The organism is Streptomyces sp. NPDC060232 (assembly GCF_042726555.1).
In the GTDB taxonomy this organism is placed as follows: Bacteria; Actinomycetota; Actinomycetes; order Streptomycetales; family Streptomycetaceae; genus Streptomyces.
The window spans coordinates 71,359-95,341 of sequence record NZ_JBHXAG010000024.1 but is presented as its reverse complement, the minus strand read 5'-3'; the positions used below and the strand labels follow the sequence as shown (position 1 = coordinate 95,341).

The 23,983-nt window shown below is 72.8% G+C and carries 19 protein-coding genes and 1 other RNA gene; 9 read left to right on the top strand and 11 right to left on the bottom strand.

The window, feature by feature from the left end:
• Nucleotides 1–9: 9 nt before the first annotated feature.
• Both ACFWFZ_RS28690 and ACFWFZ_RS28685 read right to left on the bottom strand, forming a co-directional pair.
• Entirely contained in the window at nucleotides 10–816 is an 807-nt protein-coding gene (locus ACFWFZ_RS28690) for an ABC transporter ATP-binding protein (protein WP_387125872.1), read from the bottom strand.
• Complete coding sequence (locus ACFWFZ_RS28685) at nucleotides 809–1,726, bottom strand: ABC transporter permease (protein ID WP_387125871.1); 918 nt, start codon at nucleotides 1,724–1,726, stop codon at nucleotides 809–811. The genes ACFWFZ_RS28690 and ACFWFZ_RS28685 overlap by 8 nt, the downstream gene beginning before the upstream one ends.
• Nucleotides 1,727–1,844: 118 nt before the next feature.
• Between ACFWFZ_RS28685 and ACFWFZ_RS28680 the strand changes: the two genes are divergently transcribed.
• Nucleotides 1,845–2,474 (top strand): TetR/AcrR family transcriptional regulator, encoded by a 630-nt coding sequence (locus tag ACFWFZ_RS28680; RefSeq protein ID WP_387125870.1) that lies wholly within the window; start codon nucleotides 1,845–1,847, stop codon nucleotides 2,472–2,474.
• 55 nt (nucleotides 2,475–2,529) lie between these two features.
• Here ACFWFZ_RS28680 and ACFWFZ_RS28675 read toward each other — a convergent pair whose 3' ends face one another.
• The 5 genes from ACFWFZ_RS28675 to ACFWFZ_RS28655 form a co-directional block, all read right to left on the bottom strand.
• Nucleotides 2,530–4,785: a CDP-glycerol glycerophosphotransferase family protein gene (locus ACFWFZ_RS28675; protein WP_387125869.1), complete on the bottom strand. Its 2,256-nt coding sequence runs from the start codon at nucleotides 4,783–4,785 to the stop codon at nucleotides 2,530–2,532.
• A 141-nt stretch (nucleotides 4,786–4,926) separates the two neighbouring features.
• Nucleotides 4,927–5,859 (bottom strand): carbohydrate ABC transporter permease, encoded by a 933-nt coding sequence (locus ACFWFZ_RS28670; protein ID WP_387125868.1) that lies wholly within the window; start codon nucleotides 5,857–5,859, stop codon nucleotides 4,927–4,929.
• Complete coding sequence (locus ACFWFZ_RS28665) at nucleotides 5,856–7,271, bottom strand: carbohydrate ABC transporter permease (protein ID WP_387125867.1); 1,416 nt, start codon at nucleotides 7,269–7,271, stop codon at nucleotides 5,856–5,858. Before ACFWFZ_RS28665 ends, ACFWFZ_RS28670 begins: the two co-directional genes overlap by 4 nt.
• 4 nt (nucleotides 7,272–7,275) lie before the next feature.
• Complete coding sequence (locus ACFWFZ_RS28660) at nucleotides 7,276–8,631, bottom strand: ABC transporter substrate-binding protein (protein WP_387125866.1); 1,356 nt, start codon at nucleotides 8,629–8,631, stop codon at nucleotides 7,276–7,278.
• A 172-nt stretch (nucleotides 8,632–8,803) separates the two neighbouring features.
• Nucleotides 8,804–11,878 (bottom strand): FHA domain-containing protein, encoded by a 3,075-nt coding sequence (locus ACFWFZ_RS28655; RefSeq protein ID WP_387125894.1) that lies wholly within the window; start codon nucleotides 11,876–11,878, stop codon nucleotides 8,804–8,806.
• 437 nt (nucleotides 11,879–12,315) lie between these two features.
• Here ACFWFZ_RS28655 and ACFWFZ_RS28650 point away from each other — a divergent pair, with 437 nt between their 5' ends.
• Nucleotides 12,316–14,103 (top strand): serine/threonine-protein kinase, encoded by a 1,788-nt coding sequence (locus ACFWFZ_RS28650; RefSeq protein ID WP_387125865.1) that lies wholly within the window; start codon nucleotides 12,316–12,318, stop codon nucleotides 14,101–14,103.
• A 159-nt stretch (nucleotides 14,104–14,262) separates the two neighbouring features.
• Nucleotides 14,263–15,513, top strand: coding sequence for a serine/threonine-protein kinase (locus tag ACFWFZ_RS28645; protein WP_387125864.1), 1,251 nt, complete (start codon nucleotides 14,263–14,265; stop codon nucleotides 15,511–15,513).
• Between the two features lie 29 nt (nucleotides 15,514–15,542).
• On the opposite strand, the gene ACFWFZ_RS28640 is transcribed toward ACFWFZ_RS28645, so the two are convergent.
• Entirely contained in the window at nucleotides 15,543–16,544 is a 1,002-nt protein-coding gene (locus tag ACFWFZ_RS28640) for an isopenicillin N synthase family dioxygenase (protein ID WP_387125863.1), read from the bottom strand.
• Nucleotides 16,545–16,859: 315 nt separating this feature from the next.
• Here ACFWFZ_RS28640 and prfB point away from each other — a divergent pair, with 315 nt between their 5' ends.
• Nucleotides 16,860–17,969 (top strand): peptide chain release factor 2, encoded by a 1,110-nt coding sequence (gene prfB, locus ACFWFZ_RS28635; protein ID WP_030028285.1) that lies wholly within the window; start codon nucleotides 16,860–16,862, stop codon nucleotides 17,967–17,969.
• A 135-nt stretch (nucleotides 17,970–18,104) separates the two neighbouring features.
• On the opposite strand, the gene ACFWFZ_RS28630 is transcribed toward prfB, so the two are convergent.
• Nucleotides 18,105–18,296, bottom strand: coding sequence for a hypothetical protein (locus ACFWFZ_RS28630; protein WP_387125862.1), 192 nt, complete (start codon nucleotides 18,294–18,296; stop codon nucleotides 18,105–18,107).
• 237 nt (nucleotides 18,297–18,533) lie between these two features.
• Here ACFWFZ_RS28630 and ftsE point away from each other — a divergent pair, with 237 nt between their 5' ends.
• The 5 genes from ftsE to ssrA all read left to right on the top strand — a co-directional run bounded on the left by ftsE (nucleotide 18,534) and on the right by ssrA (nucleotide 22,453).
• Nucleotides 18,534–19,223: a cell division ATP-binding protein FtsE gene (ftsE, locus tag ACFWFZ_RS28625; RefSeq protein WP_030011324.1), complete on the top strand. Its 690-nt coding sequence runs from the start codon at nucleotides 18,534–18,536 to the stop codon at nucleotides 19,221–19,223.
• A 16-nt stretch (nucleotides 19,224–19,239) separates the two neighbouring features.
• Nucleotides 19,240–20,202: a permease-like cell division protein FtsX gene (gene ftsX / locus ACFWFZ_RS28620; protein WP_387125860.1), complete on the top strand. Its 963-nt coding sequence runs from the start codon at nucleotides 19,240–19,242 to the stop codon at nucleotides 20,200–20,202.
• A gap of 67 nt (nucleotides 20,203–20,269) precedes the next feature.
• Complete coding sequence (locus tag ACFWFZ_RS28615) at nucleotides 20,270–21,457, top strand: S41 family peptidase (protein ID WP_387125859.1); 1,188 nt, start codon at nucleotides 20,270–20,272, stop codon at nucleotides 21,455–21,457.
• Between the two features lie 18 nt (nucleotides 21,458–21,475).
• On the top strand, nucleotides 21,476–21,961 hold the full coding sequence (gene smpB / locus ACFWFZ_RS28610) for an SsrA-binding protein SmpB (protein WP_069920480.1): 486 nt from the start codon (nucleotides 21,476–21,478) through the stop codon (nucleotides 21,959–21,961).
• Nucleotides 21,962–22,064: 103 nt separating this feature from the next.
• Nucleotides 22,065–22,453, top strand: a transfer-messenger RNA (tmRNA) gene (gene ssrA, locus ACFWFZ_RS28605).
• An 80-nt stretch (nucleotides 22,454–22,533) separates the two neighbouring features.
• Here the strand turns inward: ssrA and ACFWFZ_RS28600 are convergent.
• Nucleotides 22,534–22,806: a type II toxin-antitoxin system Phd/YefM family antitoxin gene (locus ACFWFZ_RS28600; RefSeq protein ID WP_387125858.1), complete on the bottom strand. Its 273-nt coding sequence runs from the start codon at nucleotides 22,804–22,806 to the stop codon at nucleotides 22,534–22,536.
• Between the two features lie 142 nt (nucleotides 22,807–22,948).
• Complete coding sequence (locus tag ACFWFZ_RS28595) at nucleotides 22,949–23,983, bottom strand: SH3 domain-containing protein (RefSeq protein WP_387125857.1); 1,035 nt, start codon at nucleotides 23,981–23,983, stop codon at nucleotides 22,949–22,951.

Genomic DNA, 23,983 nt, shown 5'->3' with positions numbered 1-23,983 from the left:
CGGCGGGGCCTATGGGGCGGCGCGGCTGGACTGCTCGTAGGCGGCGCAGACCTCCTCCGCGGGGCCGTCCATGCGCAGGACGCCCGAGTCCAGCCAGATCGCGCGGTCGCAGGTCTCGCGGACCGTGTTGACGGCGTGGCTGACCAGGAAGACGGTGCCGGCGCGCTCGCGGAGTTCCTCGATGCGGGCCTGGCTGCGCCGCTGGAAGGCCGCGTCGCCCGTGGCCAGCGCCTCGTCGATCATCAGGACGTCGTGGTCCTTGGCGGCGGCGATGGAGAACCGAAGCCGGGCGCCCATGCCGGAGGAGTACGTCCGCATCGGCAGGGAGATGAAGTCGTCGCCCTTGTCGTTGATGCCGGAGAAGTCGACGATGCCCTGGTATCGCTCGCGGATCTGCTGCCTGGACATGCCCATCGCAAGGCCGCCGAGGATGACGTTGCGTTCGCCCGTCAGGTCGTTCACCAGGGCGGCGTTCACGCCCAGCAGGGACGGCTGGCCGTGCGAGAAGATCCTGCCGCGGGCCACCGGCTGGAGGCCGGCGATGGCCTTCAGCAGCGTGGATTTGCCCGAGCCGTTGGAGCCGATGAGACCGATGGCCTCGCCCTCGTAGGCGGTGAAGGAGACGCCCTTGACCGCGTGCACCTCGCGCATGCCGGGGGCGGCCCCGCGGGAGAAGAACCGGCTCAGCGCCGCCGTGGCACCGCCCTTGCGGGCACCGGCGCCGTGGACCTTGTAGATGACGTGGACCCCGTCCGCGATCACGGTGGGCACCCTTGCGCCAGGACTCCTACGGGTCGTCGTCGCGATGTCAGCCACGTCCGTACGCCTCCTCTGCCTTCCAGAAGTAGATGAACCCGCCGACGCCCGCGAGCAGCGCCCAGCCGGCGGCCAGCAGCCACACATGGTGCGGGAGCGCGTGCGCGGGGAAGCTGTCGATCAGGGCGAAGCGCATCAGGTCGATGTAGACGGCCGGGGGGTTGGCCTTCAGGGCGACCAGTACCCAGTGCGGCAGGTGGTCCGTCTTCAGCACCTGGTCGATGGACCACATGACGCCCGAGGTGTACATCCACGTACGCAGGACGAACGGCATCAGCTGGATGACGTCGGGGCTCCTGCTGCCGATGCGGGCCATGGCCATGGCGCAGCCGGCGGCGAAGAGGGCCGTCAGCAGGAGCGCCGGTACGGCCAGCAGCCAGGCCGGGCCGGGCCGCTGGCCGAAGGCCAGCAGGAGGATCACCAGGGCGGCCATGGAGACGAGCAGCTGCTGGAAGAGCTGTATGACGGTGGAGAGGGGCAGGCTCGCGCGCGGGAAGTGCAGGGCGCGGACCAGGCCGAGGTTGCTGTGCACGGAGCGGGTGCCGGCGTTGACGGAGCTGCTGATGAAGTCCCAGACGAAGATGCCGGTGAGCAGGAAGGGGACGTAGTCGGGCACGCCGTGGCTGGCCTTCAGCACGATGCCGAAGATGAAGTAGTAGACCGCCGCGTTGAGCAGCGGGGTCACCAGGTGCCAGACCTGGCCGAGCTTCGCCGTGCTGTAGGTGGCCTGCATGCGGGCGTTCGCGTAGGCGGTGACGAAGTGGCGGCGCTGCCAGAGCTGCGCGATGTAGCGGGGGAGCGTCGGGCGGGCGCCGCTGAGCGTGAGGCCGTGGGCGGCGGCCAGCCGCGCGATCTCCGCGGAGGTGGCGGGCGCGGCGGGCGCGGTCGTGGAGGCGGTCGCGGTGGTCACTGGTTTTCGCTTTCGACGTAGGTCGGGACGGGTCCGTATCGTCGCTACGGCGAGGCTATGGCGTCGACCGATGGAACGCAACCGTATCGTTGTTACGCCCCCCGGTTATGCTCTGTGCATGACCACGGATCCCGCCCCTTCCGCCTCCGCCCGCCGCGCCCCCGCCGGCGCCGCCGTCCTGCGCGAGGACGTGACGGAGGCGATCCGCGTCGCGGTGCTGGAGGAGCTGGCCGCGGTCGGGTTCTCCCGGATGTCCATCGAGGGCATCGCGCGGCGTGCGGGGGTCGGCAAGACCGCGGTGTACCGGCGCTGGAAGTCCAAGCTGCACCTGGTGCTCGACCTGGTCGGCGCCTTCGCGGTGGACGGCCTGCCGGTACCGGCGACCGGCTCGCTGTACGGGGACGTACGCGCCCTGCTGGAGGTCATGTCACACGTGCTGCGCCACCCGGTGGCCTCCGCGGTGATCCCGGACCTCCTGGTCGAGGCCTCCCGCAACCCGGAGATCGCGGACGCGGTCCGCGGCGCCCTCCTGGACGGCCAGCACCGCATGGCCCAGGGCATCGTCGCGGCCGCCGCCGCCCGTGGCGAACTCCCGGCGGACATCAGCCCCGACCGCGCCCTGGACCTGCTGATCGGCCCGCTCTACTGGCGCCAGGTCGTCGTCCGCGACGCGGTCACCCCCGCCCACCTGGACACCCTGGCCCACCAGGTCGTGGCAGGCCTGGAATCGGCCTCCGGCCCGGCCTGAAGGAATGTCGCGACATTGCCGCAGGAGGTAGTTGCGGATTGCGCGGATTCTGCCCCTACGGCCAGACGTGGGCCAGGGTCGGTTCCGGGCTGGGGGACGGGGCCGGTGGGGCCGGGTTGCGGTTCGGGAGGGGGGTGACCGGCGGGGTCGGGGCCGGCTGGTCCAGGAAGACCCGGCGGACCACCCGTTCCGCCGCGTGGCCGTCCTCGTACGGGCAGAAGCGGGCGCGGAAGGCCGAGCGGAGCTGCGCGGAGCGGGAGCCCTGCCAGTGGCCCGTGGTGAAGATGTCCACCAGCTCGTCCTGGGTGCGGGCGATCGCGCCCGGCGGAGACGACCGCAGGTCGAAGTACGTGCCCCTGGCCGCCTCGTACGCCTCCCAGTCGTCCGCGTGGATCACGATCGGCCGGTCCAGCGCCGCGTAGTCGAACATCAGCGACGAGTAGTCCGTGACCAGGGCGTCGGAGGCCAGGCACAGCTCCTCCACCGACGGGTACGAGGAGACGTCCACGAGGCGCGGGTGGGGCTCCCAGGAGCGGTCGGTGTCCGCGTACGTCAGGTGCGTGCGGAGCAGCACCGTGAAGCGCGGGCCCAGGTCCCTCAGGAGCCGCTCGAAGTCCAGGTGGTCCGGCCGGCTGCGGCGGTAGTCGCGGTGGGTGGGTGCGTACAGGATCGCCGTCGAGCCCGCCGGGATGCCCAGCCGCTCGCGCAGCTCCAGCACCTGCGTCCGGGTCGCCCGGTGGAAGACGTCGTTGCGCGGGTAGCCGTATTCGAGGGTGGTGTAGGAGGACGGGACCGCCTTCTCCCACACCAGCGTGGAGTGCCGGTTCGCCGAGAGCAGGTAGTCCCACTGGTCGGCGCCGCGCAGCAGGCCCGCGAAGTCCGCGGTCGGGGTGGCCGCCGGCCGGTCCTGGAGGTCGAGGCCGACCCGCTTGAGCGGGGTGCCGTGCTGCGTCTGCAGCAGGATCTGGCCGGGCCGCTTGACCAGCGCGCGGTCGAAGTTGACGTTCGTGACCAGGTAGCCGGCCCGGGCCAGGGCGCTCCAGTACGCCGCCGAACCGGGGCGCAGCGCCACCGTCTCCCGCGGGAGCGTCGCGGCGTGCACCGGATCGCAGATCCACGCCGTCCGCATCCGGGGCGCCAGTTCCCGCAGTTTCGCCTCGATCGCCGCCGGGTTGCAGGCGTAACCGCCGTGCCAGTACGCGGAGAAGACCGCGAGCTCCGGGCGCAGCGGCAGCAGCCGCTGGATCCGGTAGTGCAACCGCAGCGAGGACTCGCGCAGGCCCTGCCCCAGGGCCGAGGCGGCCCGGCCCACCGCCAGTCCCGCCGCGCGCAGCACCGACAGCAGCCGGTAGCCGCGCCGGGCGCCCAGCCGCATCAGGGCGTGCCGGATCCGGTCGGTCCGCGACAGGGACAGCGGCAGCGAACTCCGGCCGCCCGGGGCGCGGTAGCGGCGCAGCAGGGCGGAGGCCCGGGCGAAGAACTCGGCCCGGCTGCCGCGGGGGAGGCGGCGCGGGTCGGCGTAGACGGCGCAGAAGTGCTCTGCCATCCGGCGGTGCAGGGTGGAGCGCCAGCGCTCCAGCTCGGGGCGCCCGGCGAGATACCCGAAGACCCGGTCGTACTGGTCGAAGATCTCCAGGTGGCGGGGGCTGCGGGTGGTCAGGATCGATCCGGTGCGCCGCTGGCGGTAGTGCACGCAGACCCGGTCCAGGACGGCGACGGACTCGGCGGCCAGCAGTGCCGGGTAGGTCCAGGGGGTGTCCTCGTAGAGTCCGGGCGGGAACGAGAGGCCCTCGCGCTCGACGTACTCACGGCGGTACGCCTTGTTCCACACCACCATCAGCATGGCGAGCAGGGCCGGGCGGTCGGCGAGCCGGAAGCTGGCCGGGCCGTCCTGCGACAGCCGGTGCGAGAGCCGGTTGCGCACCAGTTCCCCGGACCAGTAGGCGCGCGCGTAGTCGTAGACCAGGACGTCGGGGGAACCGGTGGCCTTCAGCCGGTCGGTGACCGCCTGAAGGGCGCCGGGGGCCAGGGTGTCGTCGCCGTCGAGGAAGATCAGGTAGTCGCCGGTGGCCCGGGCCAGGCCCGCGTTCCGTGCCGGGCCCAGCCCCAGGTTGTGCGCCAGGTGCACCGCGGTCACCCGGGGGTCGCGGGCCGCGTACTCGTCGATGATCGAACCGCAGGCGTCGGGGGAGGCGTCGTCGACGGCAATCAGTTCCAGGTCCGGGTACGACTGCGTCAGGACCGAGTCCAGACTCTCCTGGAGATAGGCCTGGACCTTGTACGCGGGCACGATGACGCTGAACCGGGGCACGGCACATCCAGGGGTCGGCACGGGCATATGGCCCAGGAACCCCCGGCGTGGCGATCGGGTTACGCGGTGTGCGGCATTCGGGTTTCGCAGCGTCAACGCCGCACGTCAGGTGCAACGCCGCGGGGGAACTCCAGACAGGACCTACTTGACCGCGCCGGCCATCACCCCCGTGACGAACTGCCGCTGGAAGGCGAAGAAGACGACGAGCGGGACCGCCATCGACAGGAAGGCGCCGGGCGCCAGTACGTCGATGTTGTTCCCGAACTGCCGTACCTGCTGCTGGAGCGCGACAGTGATCGGCGCGTTGGCCGAGTCGGCGAAGACCAGCGCCACCAGCATGTCGTTCCACACCCACAGGAACTGGAAGATGCCGAGCGAGGCGATCGCCGGTCCGCCCAGCGGCAGCACCACCCGCGTGAACAGCCGCAGTTCACCCGCCCCGTCGAGACGGGCCGCCTCCAGCAGCTCGCGAGGGATCTCCGCGAAGAAGTTGCGCAGCAGGAACACGGCGAAGGGCAGACCGAAGGCGGTGTGGAAGAGCACCACGCCCGCCGTGGTCTCGAACAGGCCGATGGTGCCGAAGAGTTCCGACACCGGGATCAGCGCCACCTGTACGGGTACGACGAGCAGTGCGACGACGGCGAGGAACAGCCAGTCCCGGCCGGGGAACTCCAGCCAGGCGAAGGCGTATCCGGCGAACGCGCCGAGGGCCAGCACGAGCAGGGTGGCCGGCACCGCGATGGCGAACGTGTTCAGCAGGGAGGAGGTGATCGTGTCGTTGGCCAGCAGCCGCTCGTAGTTGTCGGCGGTCAGCCGCGAGGGCGCGCCGAACACCTGCCACCAGCCGCCGTCGTTCAGGTCGGTCGGGGAGACGAGGGAGGAGAACAGCAGCCCCAGGGTGGGCAGCAGCCAGAAGAGCGCCGCCACGACCAGGAAGACGCGCACCGCCCCGCCGGCCAGGCCGCCGGCGGCCCGCCCGGCCCACGTCGTCGCACGTCCGGCCCGGGCGCCGTTGCCGCGGACGGACGGGCGGGGCTCTCCCGTCGGGTCCGGCGCCGCCTCGGAACGGCTCATCGGGCCCCCTCCTTGCGCAGACGGCGGATGTTCACGAGCATCACCGGAACCACCAGCACCAGCAGCAGCACGGCGATGGCGCTGCCCAGACCCGGATCGGCGTCGGTGCCGAAGGACGTCCGGTACAGCTGGAGCGCGAGCACGTTCGCGTCGTCCTGGACCGCACCGGGAGCGATCACGAAGACCAGGTCGAAGATCTTCATGACGTTGATGACGAGCGTGACGAGCACGACCGCCAGCAGCGGCGCCAGCAGCGGGACGGTGATCCGCCGGAACACCTGCCACTCGTTCGCCCCGTCCACCCGCGCCGCCTCCAGCAGCTCGCGCGGTACGGCCGCCAGCCCGGCCCCGATCAGCACCATCGCGAAACCGGCCCACATCCACACGTACGCCCCGATGACCGCCGGGGTGACCAGCGCCGGACCGAGCCACTCCACCCCGCCGTACGCCTCCCGGAAGTTGGCCGCGGGCAGCCGCAGCAGTGCCCCGTCGGCCTGCGCGGACAGGGTGAAGGTGCCGTCGGCGCGGGCCGTCGCCGTGTCGACGACCCGGCCGTCCCTGACCGCCTCGATCCGCATCCCGGAGAAGCCCTGCTCGCTCGGGTCGACCACGTTCGTCGCGCCGCCCCCGCCCCGGGTGAAGTCCTGCCAGACCGTGCCGGTGACCTTCCCCGGCTCGGGCTCCGGTGCGCCCGCCGTACGGGTCCCGTCCGGCAGTGCCTCCGGGGCCACGCCGACCAGCGGGAGCAGCACCGGGCTGCCCGCGCGGACCGGCTCACGGGTCACGAAGGCGCCCCCGCCGGCGTCCGCCAGCGGCGAGTCACGGCCCGGACGGGCCTTGGGGAAGGCCGAGGACTGCGCGAAGGTGTCGTGGACGCCGACCCACACGGCATTGGCGACGCCCCGGTCGGGGTCGTGGTCGTAGACGAGCCGGAAGATGATGCCCGCCGCCAGCATCGAGATCGCCATCGGCATGAACACCAGCAGCTTGAACGCCGTTCCCCAGCGCACCCTTTCGGTGAGCACCGCGAAGATCAGCCCGAGCGCGGTGGCCGTGGCCGGGGCGAGCACCACCCACACCGCCGTGTTCTTCAGGGCGGTGCGGATGCCGTCGTCGCTGAGGATCTCCCGGTAGTTGCCGCCGCCGACGAACACCTCGCCGGAGCGGTCGAAGAAGCTGCGGTAGAGCGAGTAGCCGATCGGGTGCACGACGAGCGCGCCGAGCAGCACGAGGGCCGGCAGGAGGAACGCCGCCGCCACCAGACGGCGGCGCCGGGCCTCGGCGGAGAGCCCGCGGGCAGGGGTGGGACCGTACGCGGGGGTGGGACCGTGCCCGGGGGAGCCCGCGGGGGAGGGCGAGGCTGCGGAGGAGGGACCCTGTGCGGAGGGACCGTGTGCGGCGGGGGCCGTCACGGGATCAGTTCCCGTAGGCCTTGGCCGCGTCCGCCTCCAGTTTCGCCTGGGTGCCCGCCACGTCCGACGGGTTCGCCAGGAAGTCCTGGAGCGCCTTCCACTCGCCCGCGCCCGGCGTCCCGCCGAAGGCCGCCGGCGCCTGGTCCGACATGTCGAAACGGAAGTCGTCGCCCGCCGCGATCAGCGCCTTGGCGATACCGCGCTGGATGTCGTTCGGGTAGGCCGCCGGGTCGACGGCCTTGTTCGGGGAGACGAAACCGCCCTCGCGGGCCTGGATCTGCGCCGCGTCCGCCGACGCCAGGAAGGTCAGCAGCGCCTGCGCGCCCTTGGAGGGCTTCAGCGCGACCGCCACGTCACCGCCCGAGACCACCGGCGCCTTCGCGCCGACCGCCGGGAAGGGGAAGACCAGGGCGTCCTCGCCGACCTTCGCGTCGGTCTGCGCGATGTTCACCGCGACGAAGTCGCCCTCGAAGACCATCGCGGCCGCCGGCCGGTCGCCGCCCGTGAAGGTCTGCGTCACCGACTTCGGGAACTCGGTGGCCAGCGCGCCGCTCGTACCGCCCGCCAGGAAGTCCTTGCGCCCGAACAGTTCGGCGAGCGTCGTCAGGGCCTGCCTGACGCTGCCGTCGGTCCACTTGATGTGGTGCTTGGCCAACTGGTCGTACTTCTCCGGGCCCGCCTGGGAGAGGTAGACGTTCTCGAACCAGTCCGTCAGGGTCCAGCCGTCCGCGCCCGCGACCGAGACCGCCGGGGTACCCGACGCCGACAGGGTGTCCGCCGCGGTGATCAGTTCCTTCCAGGTCGTGGGAGGCTTGACCCCCGCCGCCTCGAAGGCCTTGGCGTTGTACCAGATCAGCGACTTGTTGGCGGCTTTGTAGTAGACGCCGTACTGGGTGCCGCCGACCGCGCCCAGCGACTTCCAGCCCGCCGAGTAGTTCTTGTCGAGCTGCGCCTGCGCCTCCGGTCCCACCGGCTGCGCCCACTTGTTCTGCACCGCCGAGACCAGCGCCCCGACCTGCGGCAGCAGCGCCACGTCCGGCGGAGCCCCGCCGGCGATCTTCGTGCCGAGGAAGGTGACGATCGGGTCCTGGGCCGGGACGAAGGTGACGGTGGCCCCCGTCCGCTTCTCGAACTCCTTGAGGACCTTGGTGAAGTTCTCCTGCTCGGGACCCGTCCAGACCGCTGCGACCTGGAGTTTCTCGCCGTCCAGTTTCGGTAACTCCACCCCGGGCGAGGCCGCGGCGCCCTGCGGCGCCGGATCCTTGTCGGCGTCGCCCCCGCAGGCGGTGAGCGCCAGCGCGCCCGCGACGGCCAGCGTCGCCCACTTGAGATGCGTACGGCCCGTTCCGTGCTCGCGCATGGCTCTGCCCCCGATACCCGTGGTGTGTCCCGGACCACAAGGTCTACGCCGACCCGCGCGGCCCCGCAATACCGCGTCGGGGGGAAGGGCGCGAGCACGCGCGCCGGGGACGGGCGCGGCCCGGACGACCTCTCAGGGGGCTAGACGCCCTCTCGGCGGCCCGGACTCCCTCTCAGGGGGCCGCCGGGAACAGCACGGGTATCGCCGAGACCAGGTGCGCGGCCCGGTCCAGGGCGCTGGCCAGCAGCGCGAGGTCGGTCGGGCCGTTGCCCAGCTCGCGCACCGGCCGGCGGGCGGGCGGATCGCCCATCCGCTCCCACTCCACCGGGACCACCGTCGGCCGCAGGGTCGCCGTCCGCGGGATCCGCCCGGTGACCCGGCCCGCCTGGAACGGCACCGTGCGGCCGTCCGCGAAGCGGAGCACGCCCCGGCCGGGCCCCGGCCGGTCCGGGGCTTCGAGCTCCACCCGCAGGGCCGCCAGCCGGGCCGGGCCGGTGTCGGCCGTACGGTCCGGGCGGGAGGTGCTCGCCACCAGGTGCACGCCGAGCCGGGCGCCGTCACGGGCCACCGCCTCCAGCACCCGGACCACCGAACCGGCGGCCGGGCGGCCCGCGCTGCCCAGGCCGGGCGCGACCAGCGCGTCGAGGTCGTCCACCAGCACCACCAGGCGCGGCAGCGGGCTCGGCCCGACCGGATCCGTCCGCGTGGCGGAGGCGCGCAGCCGGAGCGTTCCGGTCCGTACGGGCTCGCCGTGGCCCGGCGAGCCGGCGGACGGGCCGCCGTCGCCGCGGACCTCGCCCGGGGCGGGCCGGCGGGGCGCGACCATCCGTCCGGACACCTCCCGCTGTGCGTGCCACTCGGCGAAGGGCACCCCGTCCAGCAGCTCGGCGCGCCGCTTGAGCTCCGCGCCCAGCGCCTGGGCGAACTCCCGCATGCGCAGCGGATCGGAGGCGACCAGGTGGGCGCAGACGTGCGGGAGTTCGGTGCAGGGCAGCAGCCCGTCGCCGCGCTCGCCGCCCGCCCCGTCGAGGAGGACCAGCCCGAGCCGGTCCGGCCGGGCGCCCGCGCACAACGACGCCGCCACCGACCGCAGCAGCTCGGTGCGGCCGCTCCCGGCGGGCCCCTCGACGATCAGGTGCGGGCCGTCGTGGACCAGTTCGGTGCCGACGGGTCCGCGCCGCCCGCTGCCGAGCACGATCTCGGCCAGGCCGCCCTGGCCCTGCCCCTGGTCGGTGGCGGCCGCCCAGCGTGCCATCAGGGAGGCCGGAGTGGCCCGGGCCAGCCCCAGCTCGTCCAGCAGCCGCGCCGTGGCGGGCAGCGCGGCGGCCGTGGGTCGGCTCGGCCCGCAGGCCGCGCCGTCGGTGGGCCGCAGGGGCGCCAGGGCCCGGGCGAACCGCTCGGCCCAGGCGGCGGAGACGGCGTCGGAGACCGCGGTGCCCCCGGACGGGACCGGCAGGCCGCCGCGCACCGTGAAGGTGCGTACGGCCGTGGCCACGTCCCCGCTGAGCAGGGCGACCGCACCGCAGTCCCGGAAGGCGGGGGTGGCCGCGCAGGCGCTCTCGTACGTCTCGGTGACCGGGGAGGCGGGAGTGGCCGCCGGGGCCTCTGCGAGCGCCAGGACGTGGATCCCGGCGGCCGGGCCGTGCGAGGCGAGCCGGCCGGTGATGTCGCGCAGCGCGCCGGTGCCGGGATCGCCGTCGAGGACGAGGAGCGTGGAGGGGCCCTCGTAGGCGTCGGCGGCCTCCCGGACCTGTTCGGGGGAGGCGCTCGCCCAGTGCGCGCCGAGCGGTCCGTCGTCGAGGCGCCGGGTCAGCTCGGCCGTGCGGGCGGCGGCCTGGTCGCGGTCGTACGCGAGGAGCAGGCGGCAGTCCTGGCCGTGCCCGGGCCGTACGTGGGGCAGCCACCCCAGCCAGCCCCAGTCGCGCCGCCGGTCGGCGAGCGGACGGGCCCGGTCGGCGCAGACCAGCACGATCTCCAACTGCCCCGGGGCGTGCAGCCCCGCGAGCTGCGCGACCACCCAGCGGGCGGCCCCGGACAGCCGGGCCCGCGGGCCGGCGAGGCCGAGGGCGCCGACGGAGGGCAGGGACACCCGGCTCCCGGCGCCGAGCCCGACCTCCAGCAGCGCGGCGTGACCGGCTCGCCCGGGCGTACGGGACCACAGGCGTCCGGTGGGGCCCATCGCGGCCAGCAGCAGCGCGGCCGGGTCGTCGGGGTGGGGTGCGGCGGCGGTGTCCGCGGCCTCCGCGACGGCCTGTGCGACGTCCTCCCCGCGCATCCATCTGCGGGCCCACGCGCCGAGGCCCTTGCGGCGGCCGGATCCGGTCCCCGCCCCGTCCGGCCCGGTCGCGCCGGGGCCGCCGGCCGGCCCGGGGACGCCCGGGTGGGCCGCGTCGTCCGGTCCGTAGGGCCCGGCGCTGCCCGCGGCCGTGCCGGAGGCGCCCGGCGTCCCGCCGCGGACGGCGGACCGGGCGTGTGGGCCGGGCGGCCCGTACAGCCCGGCGCCGGGGCCGGCCGGGCCGCGGGCACCCGCCGCGGTGTCCGGGCCGTCGGGGAAGGCCCCCGTGGGGCCCTCGGGGCCGACGGGGCCGGAAGGCGGGGTGGGCGCGGCGAGGGCCAGGTGGCCCTCCTGGTCCGGGGTCACCGCCAGCGCGGGCGCGCCCCCGGGCGCCAGCCGCAGGGTGGACTCGCCGACCCGCAGCAGCGCCCCCGGGGGCAGGGCGACCGGCTGGGTCCCCACCGGGGAGCCGTCGAGGGTGGTGCCGTTCGTGGAGCCCAGGTCGGCGACGGCGACCCGGCCGTCGCCGATCACCGTCACCGCGCAGTGCATCCGGGACACGTCCGGGTCGTCCAGCGGCACGTCGGCGTCGCCGGAGCGGCCGATGCGGATCTGCCCGTCGTGCAGCAGGTGCACCCCGCCGGCGTCGGGTCCGGCCACGACGTGCAGCTGGGGTGCGCCGAGGCCGTCCTCGGGCAGCACGTCCGGCATCGGCGAGTGCAGCGCCAGCACCGCGCCGTCCACCAGCGGCGGCTCGCCCAGCACCCGCCGCTGGAGGTCGAGGCGTTCGGAGCCCGCGTACAGCACGACCGTGCCCCCGGTGTCGGGGCCGCCGACGGTGGCCGCGAGCCCGGAGGCGACCGCGGCCAGCGCGGTGCCGGCGGGCGCGGTGACGAGCACGTCACAGCTCGCGGGGGCGGTCGCGGTCTGGTGGCCGCTGCGCGACCCGAGGACGGTCAGCCGGATCTGCATCGCCGTCAGCGGTCCCTTCTGCGCGGTGCGCGGTGTGTGCGCCCGGCAGGGGGATCGTCGTGACATGACTGCCCGATCGCCCCCCGCCCGGCACGGACGCGTCGTCCGGTCAGGTCTGCCCGGAAGGCGGGGCTCCCGTCCCGTGCCGTTCCGTACGGGTGCATCCTCGCACCTGTCGCGGACAACACGCCCGGCACCCGGCAATAAATGATCTTGATCTGGCACCGGCCGCGCCGGGGCCGATCGAATCCGGACCGCGAGCGGGGGAAAGAAGGGGAAAATCGCCTCCGGCATACCCCGAAAACGTCACCCTCCGTACATATGTGCGGCAACCAACCTCAGCGGAGCCGCGTCTTCCCGGGGGACACCCCCTAGAGTGGGCCGGAAAACCACTCGACGGAACGACCACAGCAGACGACAGCAGGGGAGCGCGAGACGTGCGGCCAGTCGGCAGTAAATACCTGCTCGAGGAGCCGCTCGGGCGCGGCGCCACGGGCACTGTCTGGCGTGCCCGCCAGAGGGAGACCGCCGGCGCGGAGGCGGCCGTAGCGGGCCAGCCCGGCGAGACCGTGGCCATCAAGGTCCTCAAGGAGGAGCTGGCCCAGGACGCCGACATCGTCATGCGCTTCCTGCGGGAGCGCTCGGTCCTGCTGCGCCTGACCCACTCCAACATCGTGCGCACCCGTGACCTCGTCGTCGAGGGCGACCTGCTGGCCCTGGTCATGGACCTGATCGACGGCCCGGACCTGCACCGGTACCTGCGCGAGAACGGCCCCTTCACGCCCGTCGCCGCGAGCCTGCTGACTGCCCAGATCGCGGACGCGCTCGCCGCCAGCCACGCCGACGGCGTCGTGCACCGCGACCTCAAGCCGGCCAACGTGCTGCTCGACGAGCGCGACGGGCAGATGAAGCCGATGCTGACCGACTTCGGCATCGCCCGCCTCGCCGACTCCCCGGGCCTGACCCGCACGCACGAGTTCGTCGGCACCCCGGCCTACATCGCCCCCGAGTCCGCCGAGGGCCGCCCGCAGACCTCCGCCGTCGACATCTACGGCGCCGGCATCCTGCTCTACGAACTGCTCACCGGCCGCCCGCCGTTCGCCGGCGGCACCGCCCTCGAAGTGCTCCACCGCCACCTCAGCGAGGAGCCGCAGCGCCCCTCGACCGTGCCCGAGCCGCTGTGGACGGTCGTCGAGCGCTGTCTGCGCAAGGAGCCGAACGAGCGCCCCAGCGCCGCGAACCTGGCCCGCGCCCTGCGCGTGGTCGCCGCCGGTATCGGCGTGCACTCCACGGGCGCCGAGGTGGAGGCCGCGCTCGGCGTGGGCGCCCTCCTCGCGCCCGACCCCTCGCCGGCCCCGGTCCCCGAGACCCCCGGCGCCGCGGACCCGACCCAGGTGCTGCCCTCCGGAGCGGGCACCCCGGCGGGCGCCTACGACCCGAACGCCATGACCAGCGTCATGCCGCCGGTCGGCGCGGCCGACGCCACCTCGGTGCTGCCCATGGGGCCTCCCCGGCCCGGAGGGCCAGGGGAAGCGGCAGGCCCCGGGGCCGACCCGACCTCGGTCATGCCGCCCGTGCAGCAGCCCGACGCGCCGCACCCGTGGCAGACGCAGATGCGGGCCGCCCGCGACCGCAACGAGCAGACGCAGATGCAGTACCTCGACCCGGAGGACGACCCGCTGCGCCGCCGCCCGCAGCGCCAGGCGCCCCCGCCGCCGCAGCACCACCCCCGGCAGCAGCCGCAGCAGTACCGCCAGGGCCCGCCGCAGCAGCAGCAGTACCAGCAGCCGCAGCAGCCCCAGTACCGCCAGCCGCAGCAGCCTCCGCAGCAGCAGTACGCACCGCCGCCCCCGCCGCAGCACTACCAGCCGCAGCAGAACCGGCCCCAGCCGTACCAGCAGCCGCCGCAGCCTCAGCAACCGCAGTACAGTCGGCCGCAACAGGCCCCGCCGCAGCCGCCGGCTCCCCGGGAGCCGCGCGAGCCGCGCCGCCGCAGCGCCAACCCGGTGCGGATCCCCGGCCTCGGCTGCCTCAAGGGCTGCCTGGTGCTGATCCTGGTGTTCTTCGTGGCCGGCTGGCTCGTCTGGGAGCTGACCCCGCTCCAGGAGTGGATCGGCACCGGCCGCGGCTGGTGGGACCAGGTGTGGACCTGGGGCAGCGACGCCGTCGACTGGGTCACCTCCGTCGGCGACTCGGCGGGCTCCTCCGGCTCCTCCACGCCCTGAGGGGGGCCCCGTAGCCCCGACTTCGTGGATTTGTCGACATCCAGGACGTGATTTCGCCCGCAGAAGTGAAGGTCGTCGCGAATCGGGCCCCCTGCCGGCCCCCGAAGCCCACGCGGCCGCGTAGCTTTGGGGCGTACGCCAGCCACTGAGGGAGCAGTCGTGGCACGGAAAATCGGCAGCCGGTACACCGCGCACCAGATCCTGGGGCGCGGCAGCGCGGGCACGGTGTGGCTGGGCGAGGGGCCTGACGGGCCCGTCGCCGTGAAACTGCTGCGCGAGGACCTCGCGTCCGACCAGGAACTGGTCGGACGCTTCGTCCAGGAGCGCAGCGCCCTGCTCGGCCTGGAGCATCCGCACGTCGTCTCCGTCCGCGACCTCGTCGTGGACGGCAACGACCTCGCCCTCGTCATGGACCTCGTACGCGGGACGGACCTGCGCACGCGGCTCGACCGCGAGCGCAGGCTCGCCCCCGAGGCGGCCGTGGCGATCGTCGCGGACGTGGCCGACGCGCTGGCCGCGGCGCACGCGGCGGGGGTCGTGCACCGGGACGTCAAGCCGGAGAACGTCCTGCTGGACATGCAGGGCCCGCTCGGCCCGGGCGGCTCGCATCCGGCCCTGCTGACCGACTTCGGCGTCGCCAAGCTGATCGACTCCCCCCGGCGGGCCTCCGCGGGCCGGGCCACGGCTCCGACGACCCGCATCATCGGCACCCCGGACTACCTCGCCCCGGAGATCGTCGAGGGCCTGCCCCCTCGTGCGGCGGTGGACATATACGCGCTGGCCACCGTCCTGTACGAGCTGCTGGCCGGGTTCACCCCCTTCGGCGGCGGCCACCCGGGCGCGGTCCTGCGGCGGCACGTGACGGAGACGGTCGTCCCGCTGCCGGGTATCCCCGACGAGCTGTGGCAGCTGATGGTGCAGTGCCTGGCCAAGGCCCCCGCCTCGCGGCTGCGGGCCTCGGAGCTGTCGGTCCGGCTGCGGGACCTGCTGCCGATGCTGGCCGGGATGCCGCCGCTGGACGTGGACGAGCCGGACGAGGCGGAACCGGAGCCGGAGGCCTCGCAGGAACCGTCCGCCGACCCGGTACGGCGGCGGGGCGTGGTCCCGCTCGTGCCGGGGTCGGCGACCGACTCCAACCGGGACACCCACACCTCGATGCGGGTGCCGGGGCCGGACGAGCTGGCCGGCGGCGCACTGGGCACGGCCCGCGTACCGCGGCCGGCCGGCGGCCACCGGCCCGGCTCGGCCCGCCACCGGGCCGAGGCCGCCCGCAAGCGGCGCCTGACCATGTCGGCGGTGGCGGTGGCCCTGGTCGCCGCGGTCGGCCTGGGCAGCTGGCTGGCCCTCTCCGGAGGCGAGGAGCCGGAGCCCCGGCAGGACAACAAGCAGTCGGGCCCCCGACACCCGTAGCGCCGCAGGGCCGGGCGGAGCCCCCGGGCCTACGCCGCCACCAGTTCCGGGTGCCAGCGCCGCGCCACGGCGGGGTGGGCGCGGACCCAGCCCTTCAGTTCGTTGCGCCCGTACTCGGCGTGCAGCGGGTTCGACGCGTCGTGCGCGACGCCGGGCGCCGAGCGCAGGTAGTCGCCCGGCACGGTCTCCACCACCGCGTCCAGCCGCGGGTTGTAGAAGAACGGCACCGAGAACCGCTCCACCGCACCCGGCGGGCTGACCACCCGGTGGTCGGTCGCCGTCAGGTAGCCCTCGGTCGCGATCTCCAGCAGCTCGCCCAGGTTCACCACGAAGGCCCCCGGCATCGGCGGCACGTCCACGTAGCCGCCGTCCCGGACCACCTGGAGGCCGCCCACCGAGTCCTGCAGCAGGAGCGTGAGGAAGCCGTAGTCCTTGTGCGCCCCGACCCCCTGGTCGGCGCCCGACGGGGCCGACCCCGGATAGCGGATCAGCTTGGTGTGCAGGTGGGGGCGGTCGGCGAAGGCCGCGTCGAAGAAGTCGGCCGGGGCGCCGATCGAGACCAGCAGCTCCTGGAGCAGGCGGTGCGCCACCGCCGCCAGGCGGGACTGCCACTCCAGGACCGCCGTACGGAGCTCGGGGAGGGCGGCGGGCCACTGGTTCGGGCCCTCCAGCCACAGGTACGCCGGGTCGTCCGGGCCCACCACCGGTGCCGGCCGCTCCGCGCCCACGTCCAGCTGGTCGCGCCAGTCGCAGGCCCCGCCGGTCAGCTCGTGCCCGATCCGGGTGTAGCCGCGGAAGTGGGGGGAGTTCAGATTGCTCACGGCGAGCCGGTCGGCCTCCGGCAGGGCGAAGAAGGCCCGGGTCAGCTCCAGGATGCGGGCGCTCTCGGCGGTGGTGACGCCGTGCCCGGTCAGGTGCAGGAAACCGGTGTCCCTGGCCGCTGCGTGCAACTGCTTCAGGAAGTCGGCCCGCTGGGCCGGGTCGTCGGCCTGGGAGAGGTCCAGGACGGGGAGGGACTGCGCGGACGGCATGACGGCTCCGTTTCGGATGTCACGGGGTCCTGTTCCCCAGAGGTGGCGGGGCCGCGGGTGGGGAGGGGTCGCCGGCAGGGTTGGCGCCGGGACCGCATGGGCCGCGTTACAGGACCAAGTCGGATCGGGGTGGATCAGGCTTGGGTGAGGTCCGGCGGCTGACAGCTCGTCGTCGTGACGCGCATGTAGTCCACATGGCGGCGCTTGACGAGCGATTCGGTCATACGGTGAGCGTACGCCCGTCCGAGCCTTCATCAGAACGGGTGATCCGGCCTGCCCGGACGGGCTTGCCCGGGGACCGGCTACGCTGGACCCGTGGCAGTCGTCGATGTTTCCGAAGAGCTGAAGTCCCTCTCCTCGACCATGGGGTCGATCGAGGCCGTCCTGGACCTCGACAAGCTGAGGGCAGATATCGCCGTGCTTGAGGAGCAGGCCGCCGCGCCGTCCCTGTGGGACGACCCGGAAGCCGCCCAGAAGATCACGAGCAAGCTTTCGCACCTCCAGGCCGAGGTGCGCAAGGCCGAAACCCTGCGCGGACGCATCGACGACCTCGGGGTGCTGTTCGAACTCGCCCAGGAGATGGACGACGCGGACACCCTCGCAGAGGCCGAGACCGAGCTGGTGTCCGTCCGCAAGGCGCTGGACGAGATGGAGGTCCGGACCCTGCTCTCCGGCGAGTACGCCGAGCGCGAGGCCCTGGTCAACATCCGTGCCGAGGCCGGCGGCGTCGACGCCTCCGACTTCGCCGAGCGCCTCCAGCGCATGTACCTGCGCTGGGCCGAGCGCCACGGCTACTCCACGGAGATCTACGAGACCTCGTACGCGGAAGAGGCCGGCATCAAGTCGACCACCTTCGTCGTCAAGGCCCCGTACGCCTACGGCACCCTCTCCGTCGAGCAGGGCACCCACCGCCTCGTGCGCATCTCGCCCTTCGACAACCAGGGCCGCCGCCAGACCTCCTTCGCCGGCGTCGAGGTGCTCCCGGTCGTCGAGACCAGCGACCACGTCGAGATCGACGAGTCCGAGCTGCGCGTCGACGTCTACCGCGCCTCCGGCCCCGGCGGCCAGGGCGTCAACACCACCGACTCGGCCGTGCGCATCACGCACATCCCGACCGGCATCGTCGTCTCCTGCCAGAACGAGCGCTCGCAGATCCAGAACAAGGCCAGCGCCATGAACGTCCTCCAGGCCAAGCTGCTGGAGCGGCGCCGCCAGGAGGAGCAGGCCAAGATGGACGCCCTCAAGGACGGCGGCAGCTCCTGGGGCAACCAGATGCGCTCCTACGTCCTGCACCCGTACCAGATGGTCAAGGACCTGCGCACGGAGTTCGAGGTCGGCAACCCGCAGGCGGTCCTCGACGGCGAGATCGACGGCTTCCTGGAGGCCGGCATCCGCTGGCGCAAGCAGCAGGAGCAGACCGCGTAGGACGCTCCCGCTCCCCGGCAAACGCGGGAAGGGCCCGGACACCCCAAGGTGTCCGGGCCCTTCCGCTGTATGTGATCGGTACGCGGCGCGGGCACCGACGAGCACCGGCGCCGTACCCCGCCCGCAGAGCGCCCGCTAGGCGGTCTGCTGGGCCACCAGGGCCAGAGCTGCCACGAGGACCACCATGAGCACGATGAGCGCCACGGGGTTCAGGCCGGAGAAGGGGCCCTCCTGCTGGAGGTGCTTCCGGTTCGCCCGGCACACCGGGCAGCGGCCCTGGCTGACGGGTGCGGCGCAGTTCGCGCACACGAGCCGGTCATATGTCATGCGCTCCTCCTCTCGTCCCCTCGGTCTTTCCACTGCCTATAACGGCGCGGGGAACCGGACCGTTCCCCCTACCACTGTGCCAGCTTCGCCGACATTCGGCGCGGCCCGTCCAGGCAATCGCGGGCCGGACCCTCCAGGACCGCGGGATAAAGCGGACAACTCCGGATGCCGGGTCCACACCTCGCGCCCGTTCGCGTATGGTCACGCACACCTACTCCCGGCGACCGTGGTGCACCCGTGATCCGATTCGACAGCGTCTCCAAGTCCTACCCGAAGCAGAGCCGTCCCGCACTCAGAGAAGTCTCCCTCGACATCGCGAAGGGCGAGTTCGTCTTCCTGGTGGGCTCGTCCGGCTCCGGCAAGTCCACGTTCCTGCGCCTCATCCTGCGCGAGGAGCGGGCGAGCCACGGCCAGGTGCACGTCCTGGGCAAGGACCTCGCCAAGCTCTCCAACTGGAAGGTCCCGCAGATGCGGCGCCAGTTGGGGACCGTCTTCCAGGACTTCCGCCTGCTGCCCAACAAGACGGTGGCCGAGAACGTCGCCTTCGCCCAGGAGGTCATCGGCAAGCCCCGGGGCGAGATCCGCAAGGCCGTCCCGCAGGTGCTGGAACTGGTCGGCCTGGGCGGCAAGGAAGAGCGCATGCCCGGCGAGCTCTCCGGCGGTGAGCAGCAGCGCGTGGCCATCGCCCGCGCCTTCGTCAACCGCCCGGCGCTGCTGATCGCGGACGAGCCCACCGGCAACCTCGACCCGCAGACCTCCGTCGGGATCATGAAGCTGCTGGACCGGATCAACCGGACCGGTACCACCGTGATCATGGCGACGCACGACCAGCAGATCGTCGACCAGATGCGCAAGCGCGTCATCGAACTCGAACAGGGCCGACTCGTACGCGACCAGTCGCGCGGCGTCTACGGCTACCAGCACTGAAAGGCCCTTGAGAGTCATGCGCGCCCAGTTCGTCATGTCCGAGATCGGCGTCGGCCTCCGCCGCAATCTCACCATGACCTTCGCGGTCATCATCTCCGTGGCCCTGTCCCTGGCCCTGTTCGGCGGCTCCCTGCTCATGAGCGAGCAGGTGGGCAGGATGAAGGGCTACTGGTACGACAAGGCCAACGTCTCGATCTACCTCTGCAACAAGCAGGACGCCCAGGAGGCGGGCGAGGCCGCCGCCAACAGCGCAGGAGGCGGTGCGGGAGGCGTCGCCACCTGCCGCAAGGGCGCCGTGACCGACGAGCAGAAGAGGCAGATCGAGTCCGAGCTCAAGGCGATGTCCCTGGTCAAGTCGGTGACCTACGAGTCGGCCGACGAGGCGTACAAGCACTACCAGGAGCAGTACGGCCACACCGCCCTGGCCTCCTCCATCACCCCCGACCAGATGCAGGAGTCCTTCCGGGTCAAGCTGAAGAACCCGGAGAAGTACAAGGTGGTCACCTCCGCCTTCGCGGGCCGGGACGGCATCCACACGGTCGACGACCAGCGCCAGGCGATCGACGACCTCTTCCGGATCCTCAACTACCTCAACATGGCCGCCGTGGGCATCATGGCGATCATGCTGATCGTGGCGCTGCTGCTGATCGTCAACACCGTGCGTGTCTCGGCGTTCAGCCGAAGGCGGGAGACCGGGATCATGCGGCTGGTGGGTGCCTCCAGCTTCTACATCCAGGTCCCCTTCATCATGGAGGCCGCCGTCGCCGGGCTCATCGGCGCGCTCTTCGCCTGCGTCATGCTCGTCTCCGGCCAGTACTTCGTGATCGACCACGGCGTCGGCCTGCGCGACAAGATCCAGCTCATCGACTTCATGGGCTGGGGATCGGTGCTGGCCAAGCTTCCGTACGTGCTGTTCATCGGCCTCCTGATGCCCTCCATGGCCGCATTCGTCGCCCTGCGCAAGTACCTGAAGGTGTGACAAGCGCCCCGCAAGCGGTACGGCCAACCATCCGTACCGGCGCGGGGCTTGTCCTAGACTCGGCGCCATGCTGGGCTTGCCGAGTGTCCCCGCCTCCTGTCTCCGGCCCCGCGACCCACGTCGCGGGGCCGTTTTGACGTTAACGTTCGTCGCCGTCGTCGCCGTCGGCGCGTTCACCGGCTGCTGGGTCCCCGAGGACGGCGCCGCGGCCGCCGCCCGTACGGACGCCTCCGCGCCCGGGGCGCCGCGCGCGGAGGGCACCGCCGACCGCGAGGCGGTCGCCCGCGCCGCCGCCGAGGCCGTCGCCGAGGGCAAGTCCGGCAAGAAGGCCGCGCAGGAAGTGGTCAGCCGCAGCGGCGACCGCTGGGGCACCGTCTACGACCAGGGTGAGTACGCCGCCTTCGCCGAGGGCCTCGACGGGCACTGGACCGGCGTCGGGGTCTGGGCCGGGCGCACCCGCGACGGCGTGATCACGCTCGACGACATCGAGCCGGGCAGCCCCGCAGCCCGGGCCGGCCTGCGCGCCGGTGACCGGCTGCTGAGCGTCGACGGGCATGCGGTGTCCGGTCTGGCCGTCGCCGACGTGGTCGCCCTGCTCCGCGGCACCGCCGGCACTCCCGTCGTGCTGAAGCTCAGCCGGGGCGGCGCCGACCTCACCGAGACCGTCCTGCGCCAGCGCCTGCGCACCGAGCCGGTGACCGTGCGGCAGCTCGCCGGCGACGTCACCGTCATCAAGGTGGCCTCCTTCACCCGCGGCTCCGGCGAGCTGGTCAAGGCGGCCGTCCGCGCGGCCCCGCCCGGCGGCGGGGTCATGCTCGACCTGCGCGGCAACCGGGGCGGGCTCGTCGACGAGGCCGTCACGACCGCCTCCGCCTTCCTGGACGGCGGGCTCGTGGCGACCTACGACGTACGGGGCGAGCAGCGCGTCCTGAACGCGGCCCCCGGCGGGGACACGGCCCGGCCGCTGGTGGCGCTCGTGGACGGCGGCACGATGAGCGCCGCCGAGCTGGTCACGGGCGCCCTCCAGGACCGGGGCCGGGCGCTGGCGGTGGGCAGCAGGACCTTCGGAAAGGGCTCGGTGCAGATGCCGACCGAGCTCCCGGACGGTTCGGTGGCCGAGCTGACGGTGGGCACCTACCGCACACCGGCGGGCCGCAGCCTCGACGGCGGCGGCATCACCCCGGACGTACCGGCGGGCGACCGGGTCGAGGAGCGGGCCGTCACGGTATTGGGTGGCCTGGGGGTGGGTCCGTAGTGCGAAAATGGGCGCACTATGGCTAAGGAAAAAGGGCGCAAGCTGATCGCCCAGAACAAGAAGGCGCGGCACGACTACACGATTCTCGACACCTACGAGTGCGGTCTCGTGCTCACCGGTACCGAGGTCAAGTCCATGCGCCAGGGCCGGGCCTCGCTGGTGGACGGCTTCGTGTCGGTGGAGGGCCGGGAGGCCTGGCTCTACAACGTGCACGTGCCGGAGTACAGCCAGGGCACCTGGACCAACCACAGCGCCCGGCGCAAGCGGAAGCTCCTCATGCACCGGGAGGAGATCGACAAGCTGGAGCGCAAGGCGGACGAGTCGGGTCACACGATCGTGCCCCTCTCGCTGTACTTCAAGGACGGCCGGGCGAAGGTCGAGATCGCGCTGGCGAAGGGCAAGAAGGAGTACGACAAGCGGCAGACGCTGCGGGAGAAGCAGGACACCCGTGAGACGAACCGTGCGATCTCGGCGATCCGCCGCAAGCAGCGCGGTACGGTTTAATCTCCTGGCACGAGGTGGTCCACTTCGCGTACCATGGCGTCAGCACCACCCCCCGGGGGTGGAGCACACCTTGTGCAGTACCTAACTGAACAGCGTGAAACATGGGGATGATCGGTTTCGACAGCGGATGTCGATGCAGGGGAAGCGAGCCGAGGAAGCGGCAATGATCTCGCTAACCACATGTCGCAAAAAATAATCGCCAACTCCAAGAGCGATAACTCCCGCTTCACCCTCGCTGCCTAATAACAGTGAGCTGAAGCCTCTGTGAGGAGCGTCAGCCCGGAAGTGGTCCCGGTCCGGATCCTGGCGTCAACTAGGGATCTAAACCTCTAGCCCCGGTCACGGGGGTTGGAGGGAAACCAAACAGTGACTGAGCCCGTCGGAGACTTGTCCGTGTGATCTCCGGGGCTGAGAAAAGCGCAGCGGACTGCGCTCGGAGAAGCCCTGCTTCTGCACCGTTGGACGCGGGTTCGATTCCCGCCATCTCCACTCATCCCATGTGGGCGAAGGCCCCGCAGCCACTCGGTTGCGGGGCCTTCGCCTTTCCCGCGCCGGGTCGTCATGGACGCTCCTCACTCGTCACCGGCCTGGGCCTGAAGCTCCTCCATGTTCTTCGCCACGCTCGCGGCGCCTTCCCTGTCCCGTGCGACGGCTTCCATCAGCCGACGGGCATTCGCGGGAGACCGCAGCAGGTAGACCGTCTCCTGCCAGGAGTCGTAGTCGGCCGCCGACATGAGCACCGCGTCGCCGCGCTTGGAGCTGATGCGCACCGGCACGTGATCGTCGTTGACGCGTTCGATGAGGGGGAACAGCGTCTTGCGGGCCTCGCTGGCGCTGATGGGCACTGCCGCCTCCGTTCTGGGGGTACGGGGACATGGTGCCGGTTGTGTAACGGATTGTGGTACCGGAGTGGCGGCCGAAGCGTGGATGCATGGCAGCAGGCCCCCCACCCGTGGGGCGGGGGGCCTGGTTCAGGTGGGGGGCAGGTCAGCAGAACGGGACCTTGTTGAGGTTCAGGGCGTAGCGGGCGGCGATCCAGCCGGTGCCGTCTGCGAGCTTGTACCAGATCGAATTGCCGTCGACCTTCTGGCCGTTGACCTTGCACTGGAGGGCGACGACCGTGCCGGTCTTGATCTTGCCCTTCTGTGCGTACTGCGTGCCGGGGCCGGAGCGGACGCCGAGCCCCTTGCCGGGGGCGACGATCTTGGCCTTGGGGTGTTCGTGGTGGTCCTTGCCCTTGCCGCCGCACTTGCAGTCGCCGGGCTTTCCGGGCGTGCCGGGCTTGCCGGTGTCGCCCTTGGGGCCCTTCGGGCCCCGGGGTCCCGCAGGGCCCTGCTCGCCGTCGCGGCCGGGCTTGCCGTCGCGGCCGGGCTTGCCGGAGTCGCCCTTCTCGCCCTTGTCGCCCTTCGGCCCGGGCTCGCCCCGGTCGCCCCGGTCGCCTCGGTCGCCCTTGTCGCCCTTGGGGCCGGGCTTTCCGGGCTTGCCGTGGTGTCCGGGCTTCCCGGGCTTGCCGTCGTCGCCCTTGTCTCCCTTGGGTCCTGACACCGGGGTGGCCACGGCGAACAGGGCCGGTGCGTCGACGTCCGTCGCCCACTCGCCGCCGGTCAGCGTCGTGCCCTGGGGGGCGTCGGCGTCCACCCTCACGGCCACGGACAGCTGGGTCTGCTCCCGCGCGGCGAAGCGGAAGCCGGAGCGGGTCCCCGCCTCACAGGTCAGCCGGCGCGCGTCGGCCGACCGCGTGCACGGCGCCGCCGTGCGGGTTCCGGACCAGTGGAAGCGGGCCTCCGGGAAGGTGGTCCGTTCCGGAGCGGTGATGCGGAAGGTGCCGCTGACGGCCGGTTCCGTCCCGCCCCGCACCGCGATGACAACGCGTCCCGTGGCGCCGGGGGCGATGGAGGGCACATAGGGCTGGGAGAAGCGGATGTCCGCCGAGTCGGCGAGAGCGGGGACCGCCGGGACGAGGCAGCCGGCGGTGAGGGCTGCGACGAACAGGGCCGCGGGCACGGAACGGGAAGCAGGCAC